This is a genomic window from Vibrio sp. D417a (genome assembly GCF_030248595.1).
Taxonomy (GTDB): domain Bacteria; phylum Pseudomonadota; class Gammaproteobacteria; order Enterobacterales; family Vibrionaceae; genus Vibrio; species Vibrio alginolyticus.
In genome coordinates this window covers 201,585-219,958 of sequence record NZ_JAHGAM010000008.1, presented here as the reverse complement: position 1 = coordinate 219,958, position 18,374 = coordinate 201,585, and the positions used below count along the sequence as shown (strand labels likewise).

The 18,374-nt window shown below is 42.9% G+C and carries 13 protein-coding genes; 10 read left to right on the top strand and 3 right to left on the bottom strand.

The genetic code is table 11. The features are described from left to right. Positions 1-152: 152 nt before the first annotated feature. From KI742_RS09910 to KI742_RS09890, 5 genes are all read left to right on the top strand, one after another. The gene (locus KI742_RS09910) at positions 153-1,811 is read left to right on the top strand and encodes a BCCT family transporter (protein WP_005377772.1); all 1,659 of its coding nucleotides are present in this window, start codon (positions 153-155) and stop codon (positions 1,809-1,811) included. A gap of 315 nt (positions 1,812-2,126) precedes the next feature. Further along, the gene (ectA, locus tag KI742_RS09905; RefSeq protein ID WP_005393379.1) at positions 2,127-2,660 is read left to right on the top strand and encodes a diaminobutyrate acetyltransferase; all 534 of its coding nucleotides are present in this window, start codon (positions 2,127-2,129) and stop codon (positions 2,658-2,660) included. 34 nt (positions 2,661-2,694) lie between these two features. After that, on the top strand, positions 2,695-3,960 hold the full coding sequence (gene ectB / locus KI742_RS09900; protein WP_025766718.1) for a diaminobutyrate--2-oxoglutarate transaminase: 1,266 nt from the start codon (positions 2,695-2,697) through the stop codon (positions 3,958-3,960). Between the two features lie 14 nt (positions 3,961-3,974). Continuing rightward, positions 3,975-4,361 carry an ectoine synthase gene (locus KI742_RS09895; protein WP_005377769.1) on the top strand — a complete coding sequence of 129 codons (387 nt, stop codon included), beginning with the start codon at positions 3,975-3,977 and terminating at the stop codon, positions 4,359-4,361. Between the two features lie 86 nt (positions 4,362-4,447). Next, positions 4,448-5,869, top strand: coding sequence for an aspartate kinase (locus KI742_RS09890; protein WP_005377768.1), 1,422 nt, complete (start codon positions 4,448-4,450; stop codon positions 5,867-5,869). 187 nt (positions 5,870-6,056) lie between these two features. Here the strand turns inward: KI742_RS09890 and KI742_RS09885 are convergent, their stop codons facing one another. Beyond that, positions 6,057-7,622: an arylsulfatase gene (locus KI742_RS09885; RefSeq protein ID WP_005377767.1), complete on the bottom strand. Its 1,566-nt coding sequence runs from the start codon at positions 7,620-7,622 to the stop codon at positions 6,057-6,059. Positions 7,623-8,010: 388 nt separating this feature from the next. Here KI742_RS09885 and KI742_RS09880 point away from each other — a divergent pair, with 388 nt between their 5' ends. Then, positions 8,011-10,341 (top strand): tetratricopeptide repeat protein, encoded by a 2,331-nt coding sequence (locus KI742_RS09880; RefSeq protein ID WP_285385900.1) that lies wholly within the window; start codon positions 8,011-8,013, stop codon positions 10,339-10,341. Between the two features lie 35 nt (positions 10,342-10,376). Here KI742_RS09880 and KI742_RS09875 read toward each other — a convergent pair whose 3' ends face one another. Further along, positions 10,377-11,165 carry an SUMF1/EgtB/PvdO family nonheme iron enzyme gene (locus tag KI742_RS09875; RefSeq protein WP_033905216.1) on the bottom strand — a complete coding sequence of 263 codons (789 nt, stop codon included), beginning with the start codon at positions 11,163-11,165 and terminating at the stop codon, positions 10,377-10,379. 178 nt (positions 11,166-11,343) lie between these two features. On the opposite strand from KI742_RS09875, the gene KI742_RS09870 reads away from it, so the two are divergent. From KI742_RS09870 to KI742_RS09860, 3 genes are all read left to right on the top strand, one after another. Continuing rightward, positions 11,344-12,669: an anaerobic sulfatase maturase gene (locus KI742_RS09870; protein WP_285385895.1), complete on the top strand. Its 1,326-nt coding sequence runs from the start codon at positions 11,344-11,346 to the stop codon at positions 12,667-12,669. A gap of 53 nt (positions 12,670-12,722) precedes the next feature. Then, on the top strand, positions 12,723-13,820 hold the full coding sequence (locus KI742_RS09865; protein WP_213966586.1) for a hypothetical protein: 1,098 nt from the start codon (positions 12,723-12,725) through the stop codon (positions 13,818-13,820). A gap of 162 nt (positions 13,821-13,982) precedes the next feature. Next, a complete protein-coding gene (locus tag KI742_RS09860; protein WP_285385894.1) occupies positions 13,983-14,981 on the top strand; it encodes an HAD family phosphatase in 999 nt (332 codons plus the stop codon). Between the two features lie 107 nt (positions 14,982-15,088). Here the strand turns inward: KI742_RS09860 and KI742_RS09855 are convergent, their stop codons facing one another. After that, entirely contained in the window at positions 15,089-16,606 is a 1,518-nt protein-coding gene (locus KI742_RS09855) for an arylsulfatase (protein WP_285385893.1), read from the bottom strand. A gap of 247 nt (positions 16,607-16,853) precedes the next feature. On the opposite strand from KI742_RS09855, the gene KI742_RS09850 reads away from it, so the two are divergent. After that, positions 16,854-18,290 (top strand): arylsulfatase, encoded by a 1,437-nt coding sequence (locus KI742_RS09850; protein ID WP_250156075.1) that lies wholly within the window; start codon positions 16,854-16,856, stop codon positions 18,288-18,290. Positions 18,291-18,374: the final 84 nt, after the last annotated feature.

Genomic DNA, 18,374 nt, shown 5'->3' with positions numbered 1-18,374 from the left:
AGGGGGCTTTAAGATTATGATGGCGGATTGAGTAACCGCTTATAAGAACAATGTTTTATGAACATGTGCTTGGTAGTGATGAAGACGTTTCATTACTCGAACTCCGACGAAAGTAATTTAAACTTGGTCACGTATTTTTAAGGAGATTATCCGTGAGCACCGATAATAACGGTGGCATTCAACGCCCCGATGGAAAAGTAAACGCAATAGATACTGACTATCAAATTGGTCAGGATAACGTTGCGCTAAAGGTAGGCCCATTTGGCCTTGATATTCACAACCGTGTTTTTGCAATTTCTGGCTTAGCAATCGTCATGTTTGTTGTGATAACACTATTATTCCGAGAACAGGTAGAGCCGTTTTTTGCAGACCTACGAGCGGGTTTGTTACACAATTTAGACTGGTTTTTTCTCGCTTCAGGTAATATTTTTGTCATTGTCTGTGTCGGATTGATCTTCACACCATTAGGCCGTGTACGAATCGGTGGTACTGAAGCAACACCGGATTACTCCTATGCCGGATGGTTGGCAATGCTATTTGCTGCGGGTATGGGTATTGGTCTTGTGTTCTTCGGTGTATCAGAGCCGATGTCCCATTTTAGTTCTGCGATTGGTGGCGTGAGCGTTGAGAATGGTGTACGTACTGACTGGGCACCGCTAGGTGGTGCAGAGGGCGATGCAACTGCAGCTTCGGCATTAGGGATGGCTGCGACGATTTACCACTGGGCACTTCATCCGTGGTCAATATACGCGCTCTTGGCTCTTGGGCTGGCTATCTTTTCATTTAACAAAGGTTTGCCACTCACCATGCGCTCAATTTTTTACCCTTTGTTTGGTGAGCGTGTATGGGGTTGGACTGGTCATATTATCGATATTCTTGCAGTGGTAGCGACGGTTTTTGGTTTAGCAACATCGCTAGGCTACGGTGCATCTCAAGCCGCAACGGGTTTGAACTTCCTGTTTGATGTCCCAATGACCAATACCACGCAGGTTATATTGATTATTGGTATCACTGCGCTCGCTTTAATCTCTGTTGTGGCTGGACTCGATAAGGGCGTGAAAATCTTATCTGAAATCAATATGGGTCTTGCAGCGCTGCTATTGCTATTTGTTATTGTTGTTGGCCCGACGATTGCGATTTTAACTGGTTTCTTCGAGAACATCGTTTCCTATGTGGCTAATATCCCTGCCTTATCTATGCCATTTGGACGAGAGGATGTGAATTACTCTCAAGGCTGGACGGCGTTTTACTGGGCGTGGTGGATTTCTTGGTCACCATTTGTGGGTATGTTCATCGCACGTGTGTCTCGCGGTCGTTCGGTTCGTGAGTTTATTATTTGCGTTATTCTTATCCCATCTTCAGTTTGTGTGTTATGGATGACGGCTTTTGGCGGTAACGCAATTAGCCAATACGTTAATGATGGCTATGAGGCGGTGTTTAACGCAGAACTGCCTTTAAAACTTTTTGCCATGTTAGATGTTATGCCATTGGCTGAGATAACATCTTTTGTCGGCATTATCTTAGTCGTGGTGTTCTTCATTACCTCTTCTGACTCAGGATCACTGGTTATTGATACTATTGCTGCGGGCGGTAAGGTCGATGCACCAACGCCACAACGCGTGTTCTGGTGTACGTTTGAAGGTTTGGTTGCGATTGCATTGATGTTGGGTGGTGGTCTAGCTGCTGCTCAAGCAATGGCGGTGACGACTGGTTTACCATTTACTATTGTTTTGCTTGTTGCAACGGTATCTTTGATAAAAGGTTTGATGGATGAACCTCGTCCAAAGGCGGTTTCTAAGAAATCAAAATAACTAGTATCAGCAGTTAAATTATTGATAAAAGCGGTATGCGAAAGCATGCCGCTTTTTTTTTGGATTTCTATTTTTTTCTGAGAAATGAACAGCATGGAAAACGGTCTTATTCTGGTTGTTTTTTGTACTGCGCATTTAGGTGACTATTTAATAAATTAGACCTCAAACTATTTTAACTTTTGGTTAATAGGTTTATTTTTGTGATCTAAATCACAAAAATACCGATAAAAAGGCGGATTATTTGATTTTTAGTCGCGAGGGATGCCCATAATAAAAAGGAAATTTAATTAGACCTCAAAGGATATGTATTTTCATATGATCACATCAGCACCTTGGGTCCTTTATCCAGAGATTGGAGAAGACTCAAGTAAAAAATGGATTTTTCGTGAGCCTAAAATCTCTGATGGTGACGACATTTACAGCTTGATTGCAGACTGTCCTCCATTGGACATGAACTCATCTTATTGCAATTTCCTACAGTCTACGCATTTCAGCAAAACCAGTATTTTGGTTGAGCAAAAAGGCGAAATCGCAGGTTTCATTTCCGGTTATCAGAAACCAGACGAGCAAGACGTTTTATTTGTCTGGCAAGTTGCAGTCTCACCTCGCTTTAGAGGTCATGGTTTAGCATTCCGCATGTTGAAAGAACTTCTCACCCGAGAGGAATTAGGCGGTGTTAAATCGGTAGAAACTACCATCACGGAAGATAATAAAGCCTCTTGGGCACTGTTCAAAAAGTTAGATGCGATGAACGGCAATTCTGGCCAAGTAAGCACATTTTTGGATGAAGAAGCCCACTTTAAAGGCAAACACGATACAGAATATTTGTATCGCATTCCTCTCAAATAATCCTCAAACAATAGGAATTAAAAACGGTCTCATCATGGATATTTTCAAAAAGCAGGAATCCAACGTACGCTCATATTCAAACAATTTCCCGGTCGTTTTTCGTAAAGCGAAAGGCTGCTGGCTAGAAACAGAACAAGGTGAACGATACTTAGACTTCCTTGCTGGAGCGGGATCTCTAAATTACGGCCATAACAATCCAGTACTAAAACAAGCGTTGCTTGAGTACATTGAAATGGACGGTATTACTCACGGTTTGGATATGCACTCAGAAGCGAAAGCATCGTTTCTGGAAGCGTTGGATACTTACATCCTTAAACCAAGAAACTTGGATTACAAGGTTCAGTTTACGGGCCCAACAGGTACTAACGCTGTTGAGGCGGCATTGAAGCTGGCTAAAAAAGTAAAAGGCCGCGACAGCGTCGTTGCGTTTACTAACGGCTTCCATGGTTGTACTGCTGGCGCACTGGCTGCAACGGGTAACCAGCATCACAGACAAGGTAACGGTTCTAGTCTAAGTAACGTCACTCGTATTCCATTTGAAGGTTACGCTGGCGTAGATGGTCTCGCGCTGTTCGAAACCATGCTAAATGACAACTCTGCAGGTATGGATAAACCAGCCGCTGTACTTCTTGAAACTGTGCAGGGTGAAGGTGGTTTAAATGCTGCTTCAAACGAGTGGTTACAACGTTTGAGCAAAATCTGTAAAGCCAATGACATTCTTGTGATTGTCGATGACATTCAAGCAGGTTGCGGACGTACCGGTACTTTCTTTAGTTTCGAGCCGTCTGGTATCCAACCGGATATCGTGACGCTATCGAAGTCGATCGGTGGTTACGGTTTGCCGATGGCTGTCGTATTACTTAAGCCTGAGCTTGACCAGTGGAAGCCAGGCGAGCATAACGGTACGTTCCGTGGCAATAATCACGCCTTTATTACTGCTGCAAAAGCACTAGAAATTTACTGGGCAAACGATGATTTTGAAACACACATCAAGCAGTGTTCAGACAAGGTAAGTGCAGTGATTGACCGTTGTGTTCGTCGCTTTCCTCAAATGTTTGTGCAGAAAAAAGGCCGCGGCATGATGGTTGGTATTGAATGTATCAATGGTGACATGGCATCTGAAATTGCGAAAAACTGTTTCGAGAATGGAATGGTGATAGAGACAGCGGGTCCAGAAGATGAAGTTGTGAAGTTCTTCTGTCCACTAACCATCAGCGAATCAGAGCTAGATCAAGGACTAAGCATCTTTGAAAATGCAGTAGAGACTATCGCTGCGAAACATTTCAAACAAGCATCTTAATAAGGATTTTAATTATGATCGTCAGAACTCTAGATGAATGCCGCAACAGCGAACGACGTGTTGTTTCAGATAACTGGGAAAGTGTCCGCATGTTGTTGAAAGACGACAACATGGGTTTCTCTTTCCACATCACAACGATTTATGAAGATACAGAAACTCATATTCACTATCAAAACCACCTTGAATCGGTGTTTTGTATGAGTGGTGAAGGTGAGATTGAAGTTGTAGGTGGAGAAACGTACCCAATCAAACCAGGTACATTATACATCCTTGATAAGCACGATGAGCACTACTTGAGAGCTTATAAGAATAAAGAAATGGTAATGGCGTGTGTGTTTAACCCACCGATTACTGGCGCTGAAGTGCACGATGAAAACGGTGTTTATCCTCTCGTTGACTAAAAGATGATGGTGGGGTGCTTTGCCACCCCACACTTTACTATCTCTTCTTTTTTCTTTTTAAAGTTACCAATCAAAAAAGGCTTATCATGACATTTACCGTAGAAAAAATCGGCGGTACATCAATGACAGCATTTGATGCTGTTCTCGACAATATTATTCTTCGTCCCAAAACGCCATACAATCGTATTTTTGTCGTATCTGCATACGGTGGTATGACCGATGCGCTGCTCGAGTGTAAAAAAACCAGTAAACCAGGCGTTTATCAGCTTATCGCGAAACGCGACGACAAATGGGAAGAAGCGTTAGCGTACGTTGAAAGCCGTATGTTGCTGACCAATGAAAATATTTTTGCGGACCCAATGAATCGTATCCGTGCGGATAAATTCATTCGCTCCCGCATTGCTGAAGCGAAAAACTGTATCGCGAATATTTTAGAAACCTGTCAGTACGGTCAATTTTCGTTGCGCCAGTACTTGCCTCAAATTCGAGAGTTTCTCTCGTCTATCGGTGAGGCACATAGTGCTTACAACACAGCACTAAAACTAAAAAATATGGGTATTAACGCTAAGTTCGTTGACCTGTCTGGTTGGGATAATCAAGCGCCAAGAAGCCTTGATGAGTCGATCAGTGACGCGTTTGCTGATATCGATGTATCAAAAGAACTGCCAATCGTGACAGGTTATGCTTACTGTAAAGAGGGGCTAATGCACACTTATGACCGAGGTTATAGTGAGATGACATTTAGCCGAATTGCAGCAATAACAAAAGCGGATTTAGCAGTAATTCACAAAGAGTACCACTTGAGCTCAGCGGACCCACGCGTTGTTGGCCCTGAAAAAGTATTACCAATTGGTAGTACAAACTATGACGTAGCGGACCAACTTGCCAACCTTGGCATGGAAGCTATTCACCCAAATGCCGCTGCGGGTTTACGTGAAAGTGGTATTGAGCTACAGATTAAAAATACATTCGAACCTGAACACGAAGGTACTTTGATCTCTTCAAGCTACCGCCCAGAAGAAGACAAAGTCGAGATCATCGCAGGTAAAGAAAAAGTATTTGCACTGCATTTGTTTGACCAAGCAATGGTAGGAAAAGCCGATAACGTTAGTTACGAATTGATGGAAATCATCTCCGATGCTCGTGTAAGTTTGGTTGGTAAAGAGATGAACGCTAACTCTATTACTTACTATCTAGGTGGCAGTACTGATAGCTTAAACAAAGTATTGTATAAAGCCGAGAAACGTTATCCGAATGCCTCGATTAAAGGTCGTATGGTCGCGCTTATCTCAGCCATCGGTTCTCAAATTGATACCAATAAGACGTTGGCGAAAGGTGTGCTTGCATTGATGAATAATGGCGTTACGCCAGTTGCACTGCACTCATCATTGAGAAATGTAAATGTTCAATTTGTTGTCGGTGATAAGGAATACCAGCACGCGATTTGCGCATTGCATGATGAGTTTTTCCAAAGTAGCAGTTTAGCTAAATCGGTTAATGTGGCTTAGTTTATCCACGGTTAAAATACAAAGGAGAGCAGGTTAGCTCTCCTTTTTTGTTTTTCAGTCTGTACTCACAATGCCCACTTTGTATAGGCTAAACAGGCGATTTAAGTAAGTTCCTATGTGGCGATACACATAAGCCAGCAGAATGGTCTGCTGGCTTATGTTACTGATTAACTAACGTTAACTTAGTTTACTTAAACTTGCTGATTTCTTGTTCAACTTTGTCTAGTTGTTGCAGCTTCTCTTGCATTTTTAGAGAGTCGTAGTTTAGTGAAGCAGGGTTCATCGCTGTGCCACGCTGCATTGGGTATTCTGGAAGTGTTTTAAAGAACTCTCCCACAACGTCTTGTACAGGTACAAATAGCCACATGTTGTCAGCCATCCAACGCAAGTACATTTGTGATTCGCTTGGGCCTTTTTCGAATGGGTCAGCGCGTAGGTGGATGATTTTAGGCCAGTTCGGAGCAAAACGAACTGCGTTACTTAGGTTCCCTTCAAGCGTTGCAAAGTGAAGTTTCCAGTCATTCCAGCGGACAGCGTTTAATTCACCATTAGACGTAAAGTAAAGCAGCGACTCACGAGGGCCTTTTTCTTCCTTACCTTCAAAGTATGGCATGAAGTTATAACCATCTAAATGTACACGCCACTCTTTGCCATTTGCTTTGTAGCCTTCTGCCAGTTTTTCTTTTACATCAGGTACGCCAGCAGCTGCCAATAATGTAGGCAACCAGTCTTGGTGTGCCATCATTTCATTGATCTTGGTTCCTGGCTTAATTACGCCTGGCCAACGAACCAGTTGAGGAACACGCATACCGCCTTCCCAAGTTGTACCTTTTTCACCATGGAATGGTGTTGCGCCACCATCTGGCCAAGTCATGGTTTCTGCGCCGTTGTCCGTTGAGTAGATAACGATAGTGTTGTCTGCAACACCTAGCTCATCCAGCTTGTCGAGTAAAACACCTACATGGTCATCGTGTTCCAGCATACCATCGGCATAAATGCTTACACCTGATTTGCCTTGGTATTTTTCCTGCAAGCGAGTCCAAACGTGCATACGAGTGGCGTTATGCCAAATAAAGAAGGGTTTATCCGCTTTAACTGCTTTTTCCATAAATGCCAAAGAGCTTTCTAGGAACTCTTCATCTGCGTGCTCCATACGTTTTCGTGTCATCGGGCCAGTGTCTTCAATCTTACCGTCGGCATAAGACTTAATGACACCACGAGGGCCATAGTTTTTACGAAACTCTGGGTCTTTAGGGTAGTAATAAGTTTCAGGCTCTTCTTCTGCGTTTAGGTGGTATAAGTTACCGAAGAATTCGTCAAAGCCGTGTTTTGTCGGTAAGTGCTTATCTTGGTCACCTAAATGGTTTTTACCAAATTGACCCGTCATGTAACCTTGTTCTTTTAACAGGTCTGCAATGGTTGGCGCCCAATCAGGTATGCCGTGGTCAGATCCTGGCATACCAATTGTTAACAAACCCGTACGAAATGGCTCTTCACCCGTAATAAAGGCAGCGCGACCAGCAGTACAAGACTGTTGTCCGTAGTGATCTGTGAACAACGCACCTTCATTCGCGATACGGTCGATGTTTGGCGTTTTGTAACTCATCATACCTTGGTTGTATGCGCTGATATTCCAGTAGCCGATATCGTCACCAAAAATTGCCAGAATATTCGGTTTGTCGGCTGCCATAGCAGCACTGGACGCCGCTAACAGTCCTGCGCCTACAGCGATTTTGCTCAATTGATTTGCCATAAAAACTCCAGATTGTTGAGAGTAAAGATAAGCACAAGTGAGCCTTATGCTTAGTTGCTGCATAAGTTAATGATGTATATAGAAAAATCCTCTTATACTCGATATAACCATAAGTTATTGCTAGGTAGTAACCATTTGTTAATTAAGAAGAAATAGGGTTGTCCTGTTAGTTTGTAGAGATTCGTAAAGTAGATTTAGATCACTGAAGAGCCTTATTTTTATTGCGTAGTAGAAGAGGGGATGGAAATGAAAAACAATAGGATGCTCGCTTGTTTTACGGTCCTAAAGCAATACTAAAGTCGTTATGTATTGCTTGTAATTATTTGTATAACCAGTGATTTAGTGTCTATATTGATTTAGGTTGTACATTATAAATATAAGGATATCTATGAGTCAGTGGGCAGGCCGGTTTCGCATTTTATTGCTGGTCAACGTTGTTGTCAGTTTTATGGCTTTTTCTCAAGAGTTATTAATAGAGAAACCAAATATTCCTTCAGGCTTAAATCCGGAATATGCTGGCACACAAGCTTGTATAGATTGCCACCAAAACGAGGTAGCGGCCTGGAAAGGGTCACATCACGATATGGCCATGAAGCATGCAAGTACAACCTCTGTACGTGGTGATTTTGATAACCATGTTGTAACGCACAAAGGAATGACTAATCGTTTTTTTAAAAAAGGCGACGAATTTTGGGTCAATATTCAAGGTGCTGACGGGCAATGGCATGACTATAAGATCAGCTATACATTTGGCTGGGAGCCATTACAGCAGTACATGGTCGAGTTTGAAGATGGACGCGTGCAGCTTATTCCTTTTGCTTGGGACACAAGAGCTAAAGTTGAAGGGGGACAGCGTTGGTTTCATCTTTATCCAGAAACGACAACAACGGATGAATTCTATTGGACCAATACCGGGCAAAATTGGAACTTCATGTGTGCTGATTGCCATTCAACGAACCTAAAGAAGAATTACGACGCAGACAAAAACACTTACAACAGCTCATGGTCAGAGATTAATGTGGGATGCGAAGCATGCCATGGTCCCGCTAGTCAGCACATAGAACTGGCCAAGAAATACAAAAATGCTGGCACGTCTTTTGAGCATGACAGCCATTATGGCTTTGATCGAAATTTGTCTAAAGCAGTGTCGGATTGGGTGTTTGAGGAAGGCCATAGTACGTTACAGCCGAAATCAATTGAGGCAACCAATCAAGTGCAAACATGCGCTCAATGCCATAGTCGCCGAACCCAGTTAAATGAAACAGGTGATCATGTTAAAGGTTCCTTTTTTGATAAATATCGCTTAAGTCTTATAACACCTGAACTCTACTATCATGATGGACAGATTTACGACGAAGATTATGTTTATGGTTCGTTTCTTCAATCTGAAATGGCGGAGAAGGGGGTCACGTGCACTAATTGCCATGATCCACACACGGCAGAATTGACGATCCCAGAAGAGGCAGTATGTTCGCAATGCCATATTGCATCGGAATATACACCTGAAAAGCATACCTTTCATAAGGCTGGATCTGAAGCATCGCAATGTACGACTTGTCACATGCCAGAAACGACTTACATGCAAGTCGATCCTCGTAGAGACCACAGTTGGCATATTCCACGACCGGATTTGAGCAAACATATTGGAACGCCCAATGTTTGCATGTCATGCCATGAAGATAAAAGCAATCAATGGGCCGATGAACAGATAGCAGAATGGTACCCGAATTCGAAGTATCGTAATCAACAACATTTTGCTGTCGCATTTTATGCGGATTCAATTGGTCATCAAGGAGCAGCAAATGCGTTGGCATACTCTGCTCAGGATTCGTCGTTAAAAGACATTATTCGTGCTTCAGCCCTGGAGAGAATGGGGGGCAATACTGACCAAAATACAACAGTATCTTTGGCTAGGGCCGTTAAGAATGAGAATGAAATGGTTCGATTAGGGGCAATTTCAGGCTCGTCTGGTTATGAATTTCATGATCGGTGGCGGATTCTAGAGCCATTGCTTGGTGACCCGGTGCTTTCAGTGAGAGCGGAAGCTGCCTCGGTGCTGGTAGCGAACTACGCACAAATGACCCCTTTACAAAAAGATATCATTAAATCGCCTTTAGAAGAGTACATGGAAATTCAAGAGTTTAATGCCGATCGTGGTTTCGGAAGAACCAATTTGGCGAATGTGTACCGCAGCTTAGGTGAAATCGACAAAGCGGCCGAGCTGTATAAACAAGCGATCAGCATCGAACCCTATTTCGAAAATAGCTACGTTAACCTAGCAGATTTGTATCGTCACCTAGGTAAAGAAGAAGCTGCGCTCACGGTGCTACAACAAGGGATGAAAGCTCAACCTAAATCCAGCACATTACCATACAGCGCAGGTCTTTCTTTGTTACGTCAAGGCAAAGCCGATGATGCGAAAAAGCTACTTAGACGCGCCGCAGAAGTTGGTGAAACTAATGCGCATTATTGGTACGTGTACGGTCTAGCTTTAGAAAAAAGCGATGTTCTAGAAGCCAGTAAAGCGTTGCATACAGCATTTGAAGTCGGTGGCAATCCACAACACTTGTTTGCTCAATGCGAGGTTCTAGCGAGAAATCATAAAAAAGGTGCTGTCGCTTTTGCTTTCGATAGGTGCATACAAGAGCTTAGTCACTATGCACCTAAGCAAGCTATTGATCAGCTTAAAGCCTCTATTGTTGGGGTCAATAGGAGCTAATTACCTTTTATCGCTCCACTTTTTTCTTACTTAGTTTAATCAGCGTCTTTCGCTAATCTCAGCCCCATGTCGGACATGATGACTGACTGGCTAGCAAAATCGCGACGATAGTTTTCGGATTCGTCAGCATCATAGGCAAAGCTACCACCTCGTACAGACTTGTGTGCCAAGCTTTCTTTTTCATCTTTTGCGTTTACCGGATTATCACTTGGTGCCGATTTGTAATAGCCTTCATCAAACGCATCAATAACAAACTCACCAACATTACCCGTCATATCGTATAAGCCAAGCTCATTCGGTTTTTTCTGACCTACCTTGTGTGCCTTATTGTTTGAGTTACTGGCATACCAGGCAACGTCGTTAATATCATCAGACCCCGCGTAAGTGAATCCTTGACTTAGATTCCCCCCTTTCGCTGCAAACTCCCATTCTGCTTCTGTGGGTAAACGATAGTGCTCTCCCGTTTTTTCATTCAATTTCTTTATAAAATAATTGGCTTGTTGCCAGCTAATGTTATTCACGGGCGTATTTGGGTTTCTAAAATAACTCAGAGAAGAGCCTGTAACCGATTCGAATAACTCTTGGGTTACCTCAAATTTTGCCAAATAGAAATCATCCACGCGAACGGTGCGAGCCGGGCGCTCGGATTTATTTGCTGATGGATTATCCGAGCCCATCATAAATTGTCCACCTTCAATAAGAACCATATCTTGATCGATTTTTTGAGCAAGAGGGCTAGGTTGTGTTGTTGCACATCCAGTGATAATTAGCGAAATCGAAATAGTGGCACCAAGGTAAAGAGTATTACTTTTGGAATGCTTCATAGGGGAGCTCCATCAACATTTATGATCAAAAAATTTTATCAGGCAAGTCTATGAAAAACAGTTATACACACTATAACAAGCGCCACGAATAATTGAACATTATCATCACACTAGGCGATTAACTTAATGATTAGTCTTAACGCCGTTGGGCGCAGGCTAGCAACTAAGAAGGTGATGAATGCACATAACTCAAGGTCCGCAGTTCAATGGAAAAGCATCCAAGCGATTACATGTCATGGCGAAACCTATCGGTGCAGTGTGCAATATCGATTGCACCTATTGTTACTACCTAAGCAAACAAGATTTACTTGAGTACAAGCCAGGCTGCTCACCAGTCATGGATGAGGAAACGCTCGAGACCTATATCCGTCAAACTATAGCGGGACAGAATACACCTGAAATCATTTTCTCTTGGCAGGGTGGTGAGCCGACAATGCTAGGTTTGGATTATTTCAAGACAATTGTTGAGCTACAGAATAAATACCGTCCCGATGGTATTACGATCTCCAATGATCTCCAGACTAATGGCACACTGCTTAACGATGAATGGTGTGAGTTTTTAAAGGCGAACAACTTTCTCGTCGGTTTAAGCATTGATGGCCCAGAAATGATGCACAACGCTTATCGAACAAACCGAGCTGGTAGAGGCACATTCCGGCAAGTTATGAATGCGGTTGAATTATTACATAAGCACGAAGTAAAGTTTGCTACGCTCACTTGTGTTAACAACTTGACCAGCCGTAACCCACTTGAAGTTTACCGATTCTTGCGAGATGAAGTACGCTCCCCTCAAATGCAGTTTATTCCAATAGTTGAGCAGAAAACATTCAGAACAACCGCCCCTCAAACCTGGGAGCCAAACGAGCAACTAAAACAAGGAGATAAACGGTTGATCCCAGGTCATAAAGATGCTGTTGTTGAACCTTTTTGCGTTGCGGATGAAGCATGGGGAAATTTTCTGATCGCGATTTTCAATGAATGGGTTTTACACGATATCGGCAACGTGTTTGTGCAGTACTTTGAAGCCAGTATCGAAACCTGGATGGGCAGAAAAAACCCACTGTGTACGTTAGGTGAAATCTGCGGGAAAGGCTTAGCAATGGAGCCTAATGGTGATGTGTTTGCGTGTGATCATTACGTGTACCCAGAATATAAGGTTGGAAACATTCATCACGAAAAGCTCGATACGCTCGCTTATAGCTCTGAGCAGCAGAAATTTGGGTTTGCTAAAAGTCGTACGCTGCCCCAACAGTGCCTTCAATGTGATTATCAATTTGCATGTTTTGGAGAATGTCCCAAAAACCGTTTTATCCGTACTAGGCAAGGTGAGCCTGGTCTTAATTATCTCTGCGCGGGTTGGAAGAAGTTTTTTACCCATGTTGATCAGTCGATGGCGTACATCTTACGAGCGACAGGTAACCCAGTGGTTCACGGTAAATACAGTGACCAGATTCTACGCCAGCAAGCTACTCAAACACAGACTGTGTTTGAAATGAAGTTTTAAGATAGTCACTACGCCTGCTACAGGCCCGGAAATGAAAGAATATAGGTTATTGAATGCAAAAAATTAAGCTGCTCTCTAAATCATTACTCGTGATCTCGATCGGCATTGCTACGAGTCAAGCCGTGGTGGCACAAGAAACAACATTGCTAGACCCAGATCAAGTATCGCCGACAACGGTTGTCACTCCACAAGAAGCTCAAATGACACCGGCGCAACGAGTCGAAAAGCTGTCTTATGATGCGCAAAATAAAAAGTTGTCTTCAGAAAAACGTATTGATGCTTTACGTGAGTTAGCCAACTATCCAAGCCAAAATGCATTGGTTGCAGTTGCGCGTGGGTTGCAGGATGAAGATGCAGGTATTCGCGAAGCTGCGATCGTGGGAGCACAACCATATATGATTGAGCACCGTTGGCGTTTGATTTCACCATTATTGAGTGATGACGCCGCCATGGTGCGAATTACAGCAGCGATTAACCTCGTTCGAGATTACGCCAATTTGAGTTCAGAGCAACAGCAGTCACTTGAAGGGCCTGTTTCAGAGCTGACAGCACACTTGTCCAGTAAGAACGATAATGTTTCCAAGTTATTACTTGCAGACGTTTACCGTTGGCATCGTGATTGGGATAAAGCGGCGCTGATATACCCAGAGTTAACTAAGCTTGAGCCAAACAACCCTCAAGTTTGGTTAAGCTATGCAGACAACTTCCGAGCGCAACAGCTAGACCAAAAAGCTATCAACGTGCTTGACGAGGGCATCAAGCTAAATTCAGAAGATGCCTCGCTGCATTATTCTAAATCTCTCGCTTTGGTTAGATTAGACAAAAAGAAAGAAGCGGCGTTTGAAATAGACAAAGCTGCGACGATGGCAAAGACGAACAGTTACTTTTGGTACTTAAATGGTGTTCTGCAAGAAGAGTTAGACTTGAAGAAGTCTGTCAACGCTTTTGAGCAAGCGTATTTGATATCCGGTGCTCCAGAACAATTGTATGCCGTGTGTGACATCTATGTTAGATACGGCAACCCTAAAACGGATGACTGTTTAACAGAGCTAACGAAGGTCGCTCCCGACTATGTTATTGAAGAGCTCAATCAGAAAAAGGGACGTAAAAGTGCCCCTACATCAGTTGAAGCCAATGAATTTAAACTCTAATCGGTAAATTCCATGTTTCTATTTTAATAAAATAGTGGACTAGATTGGTGACATTGTCACTTTTTGGTGGCCATTGCATATTTCAGTTCAATATGCGCCTGTTTCAATTGAACTATACTTTTGATTGGATTCGCACCTAGCACCTCAATATAAGGAATTAAGATGGCTATAAAGTTAAAGGCGATTGTCTTAGCAACAGGTTTTGCTCTGTCTAGTTACGCTGTTGCTGCTGATATGCAAGATCCACTTCCGTCATGGAACAACACTGACGCTAAGCAAGCTATTGTGGCGTTTGTTACGAAAACAACGACCCAAGGTTCGGACTCCTATGTGCCTGAAAGCCAACGAATCGCGACGTTTGATAATGATGGAACACTTTGGGCAGAAAAGCCTGTTTATCTACAGTTGTTTTTTGCGATCGATAGAGTAAAAGAAATGGCCTCTGAGCATCCTGATTGGAAGACAACCGAACCCTTTGCTTCCGCATTAAAAGGTGGCATGGAGGGGATTGGTAAACAAGGACTCGAAGGTGTAATGAAGCTTGTTATGGCAACCCATTCTGGAATGTCTACTGAACAGTTTCATCAAGAAGTTAAGGAATGGTTGAAAACGGCTGTCCATCCAACAACGGGTAGACCATACACTGAAATGGTATATCAACCTATGCTCGAACTGCTCGACTATTTAAGAGCGAACGACTATCAGACCTACATCGTTTCTGGAGGCGGAATTGAATTTATGCGCGTTTGGGCGCCGGAAGTATACGGCATTCCAACGCAAAACATCGTGGGAACGACGTTAAAGGCGGAATATCAAAGTGTTGATGGAAAACCTACCATCCAACGCATGCCGGAAATAGACTTTGTCAATGACAAAGCAGTAAAGCCTGTGACGATTCAAAACTTCATTGGCAAACGTCCGGTAATGGCGTTTGGTAATTCTGATGGTGATTTACAGATGTTAGAGTGGACGAAAGCAGGTTCAGGTCCAAGATTTTCTGCGATTATCCATCACACGGATGACAAGCGTGAATGGGCGTATGATAGAGATTCTCATGTTGGTAAGTTAGATAAATCGTTTAAAGTAGGTGAAGAGCAAGGTTGGCTATTTGTCGATATGAAACAAGATTGGAATCAAGTGTTTAAAGAGAGCACTAAATGATAATCTTTGTTTGACCATAACTTGCTGCAACCAAACAATTGCAACGAAATAAAAGGCCTCACAATTGAGGCCTTAGTTAATTCCACAATAGCTTCGATACCTAGGGTCTAGTTTCTAGGTTGCTGTGTCATTGTTTCTACCACTTTTTCAATACTTAACGAGCTACCTTTCGTTGCAGGGAACTCCTTAAATGTCTCTAGGAACTTACGCACGATAGCTTGAGCAGGAACGAACATCCACATTTGATCAGCGTAAAAATGTCTGACGTAAAGTGCTGCATCTGGACCGACCTCAAATGGATCCATACGAAGGTTTACAATCAAAGGCCAACTAGGTGTTTTGCGGTATGCCTCATTAATGGCACCCTCCATAATACTGAAGTGGATCTTCCAGTCTTTATAACGAACGGCGTTTAAATTACCACCAGCATCGAAGTAAAAGATTTCTTTGCGTGCGCCGTCATCAGCTTTACCAGTCAGCAGATCAAGTTGGTTGTAGCCATCTAAATGTGCTTTAAAGGTTTTGCCCGCTGCTTTATGACCCTTCAATAGTTTTTCTTTCACATCAGGTTCGCCCACAGCTGCGAGTAGAGTTGGCATCCAGTCTTCTTGTGAAAAGATATCGTTGATAACCGTTCCTGGTTTAATGTTTCCAGGCCAGCGTACCATCATCGGAACGCGGAATCCGCCTTCCCAAGTCGTACCTTTTTCGCCCTTGAACGGTGTAGTACCACCATCTGGCCAGGTAAATTTCTCAGCGCCATTATCAGTACTAAAAACAACAATGGTGTTATCTGCTACGCCTAGCTCTTCAAGTTTATCAAGCATGACACCTACTTGATCATCTAGGTCCATCATGCCATCGGCGTATAAGCCGTAACCTGACTTCCCTTGATATTCTTCACTCAAATGTGTCCAGACGTGCATACGGGTTGAGTTATGCCAAATAAAGAATGGTTTGTCTTCTTTTACTGCTTTTTCCATAAATGCCAAGCTAGCATCCATGAACTCTCGGTCTACGTTTTCCATACGCTTACGAGTAAGGGGACCTGTGTCCTCGATTTTGCCATCCGCAGTCGCCTTCAACACGCCTCGAGGTCCGAATTTTTTACGAAACTCTGGATCTTTTGGATAAAACTCAGACTCAGGCTCTTCTTCCGCGTTTAAATGGTATAGGTTACCAAAGAACTCATCAAACCCATGGTTAGTTGGTAGGTGCTCATCTTGATCACCAAGGTGGTTTTTACCAAACTGACCAGACACATAGCCGTGATTTTTAAGTAACTCTGCGATAGTAGGATCTTTCGATTGAATACCCTCTTTTGCGCCGGGCATACCAATAGTCAATAGACCGGTACGAAACGGATGTTGACCCAGAATAAATGAGGCTCGTCCGGCAGTACAACTCTGTTGTGCGTAAGCGTCTGTGAAAATGGCACCTTCATTGGCGATTTTATCAATGTTAGGAGTCTTCCCTCCCATCATACCATTGTGATATGCACTAATGTTGTATACACCTACATCGTCACCCCAGAACACAAGGATGTTGGGCTTATCGGCAGCAAAGGCTGTGGACGCAGCTAATGTACCGACCAATGCCATTACCTTTTTAATCGAGTTTCGCATGAAAATCCTCCGCGATAAATGAATCCATTATCGTTATATAACGTTACTAATTGTGTTCATCATGGCGAAGTCGAGTGAGATGACACCAAATGAGACAATGTAGTCAGTTGAATATAGTAGAGGTTTTTTGTTGCTTCCAAGTAATCCCTGTTTTTCAAAAATGTTAACTAACATGGACTAGACTTTAGTGTGTTTTAAGTGTGATAAGACGCACTTACAGGATTGAATTTCAATGAAAGGCGACACTATGAAAAATAAACTAGCAACTATCCTGTTTCTATGTATCCCGTTAGAAGTGGTTGCGGAAGAGACACCAAATGTCGTGGTAATGTTGGTTGATAACCTTGGGTGGGGGGAACTAAGTTCCTATGGGAGTACCAGAGGTGTTGAAACTAAAAACTTAGATCAACTTGCTAGAGAAGGTGTACGCCTTACTAATTTTAATGTGGAACCGCAATGCACGCCAACTCGCTCCTCATTCATGACGGGGAGGCGAGCGCTTAGATCTGGGACAGATAAGGTTGTTTGGGGAGTGCCTTACGGTATGGTGAACTGGGAGATAACCATTGCAGAGAAGTTTAAGGAACAAGGATATAACACGAGCCTTTACGGGAAATGGCATTTGGGAGACCAAAAAGGGCGCTTTCCAACGGATCAAGGCTTTGATGAATGGTATGGCATTGCAAATACGACGGATGAGTCAGAATATAGCTCTCAACCCGGTTATAAAGCTATATTACCTAAACCTCAAATCCTTTCAGCTAGAGCAGGGCAGGATCCTAAAGGGGTCAAAGAATATAATTTGGACTCACGTAGAACGATTGATAGTGAGCTAGTTGAACATGCCACAAATTTTATAAATCGAAATGTGAAAGAGAATAAGCCATTTTTCTCTGTAATTACTTTTACTCAACCACATTTACCGACGCTACCTCATCCTGATTTTATTGGTAAAACAGGTAAAGGAAATTACTCAGATGTGTTAGCTGAGATAGATTTTCGAGCTGGGCAAGTTATTGGTGCAATAGAAAAAGCAGGAATTAAAGACAATACACTAGTGATTTGGTTTTCTGACAACGGTCCAGAGTGGCATATGCCATACCAAGGCTCTAGCGGGCCATGGCGTGGTGCATACTTTACGGCTCTTGAAGGCTCTCTCCGAACACCATTTATTGCCTCTTGGCCTAACCACATCAAACCGGGCAGAGTGAGTGATGAAATTATCCATGTTGTGGATCTATTTGCCTCACTTTCTCATGTCGGTGGATACAAATTACCAAGCGATAGAACAATAGATAGTATTGATCAGTGGGCCTTTTTAAAGGGAGATAGTGAAAAGTCTAATCGAGATGGTTTTATCGTTAACAATGGATCTGAAACCTACGCTTATAAGTGGGAAAATTACAAGATGCACTTTATTGATCAAGATATCATGCCGGAGAAAGGGCGCCCATTACAGATCCCTGAAATATACAATTTGATTGATGACCCTAAAGAGGAGTTTGATTTAAGAAATAATGCCACATGGTTATTTCCTATCATGATAGGAAAGAGAGTAAAGTTTGAATCTTCCGTTGCAACAAGCTGCGATACGATTCCTTTCCCTGCTCCATTTGGATATGAGCCCGATTGTAGCAAGGGGAATTTCAATCAATTTCCAGTGGATGGGTTACGCCAGAAGTAGTTTACCCCAATGGCTCTTTCTCGCATACATGAGGTATGTTTTTGGTTCAATATCTCATTAGAGCCATTTAGGGCCATGTTTTTT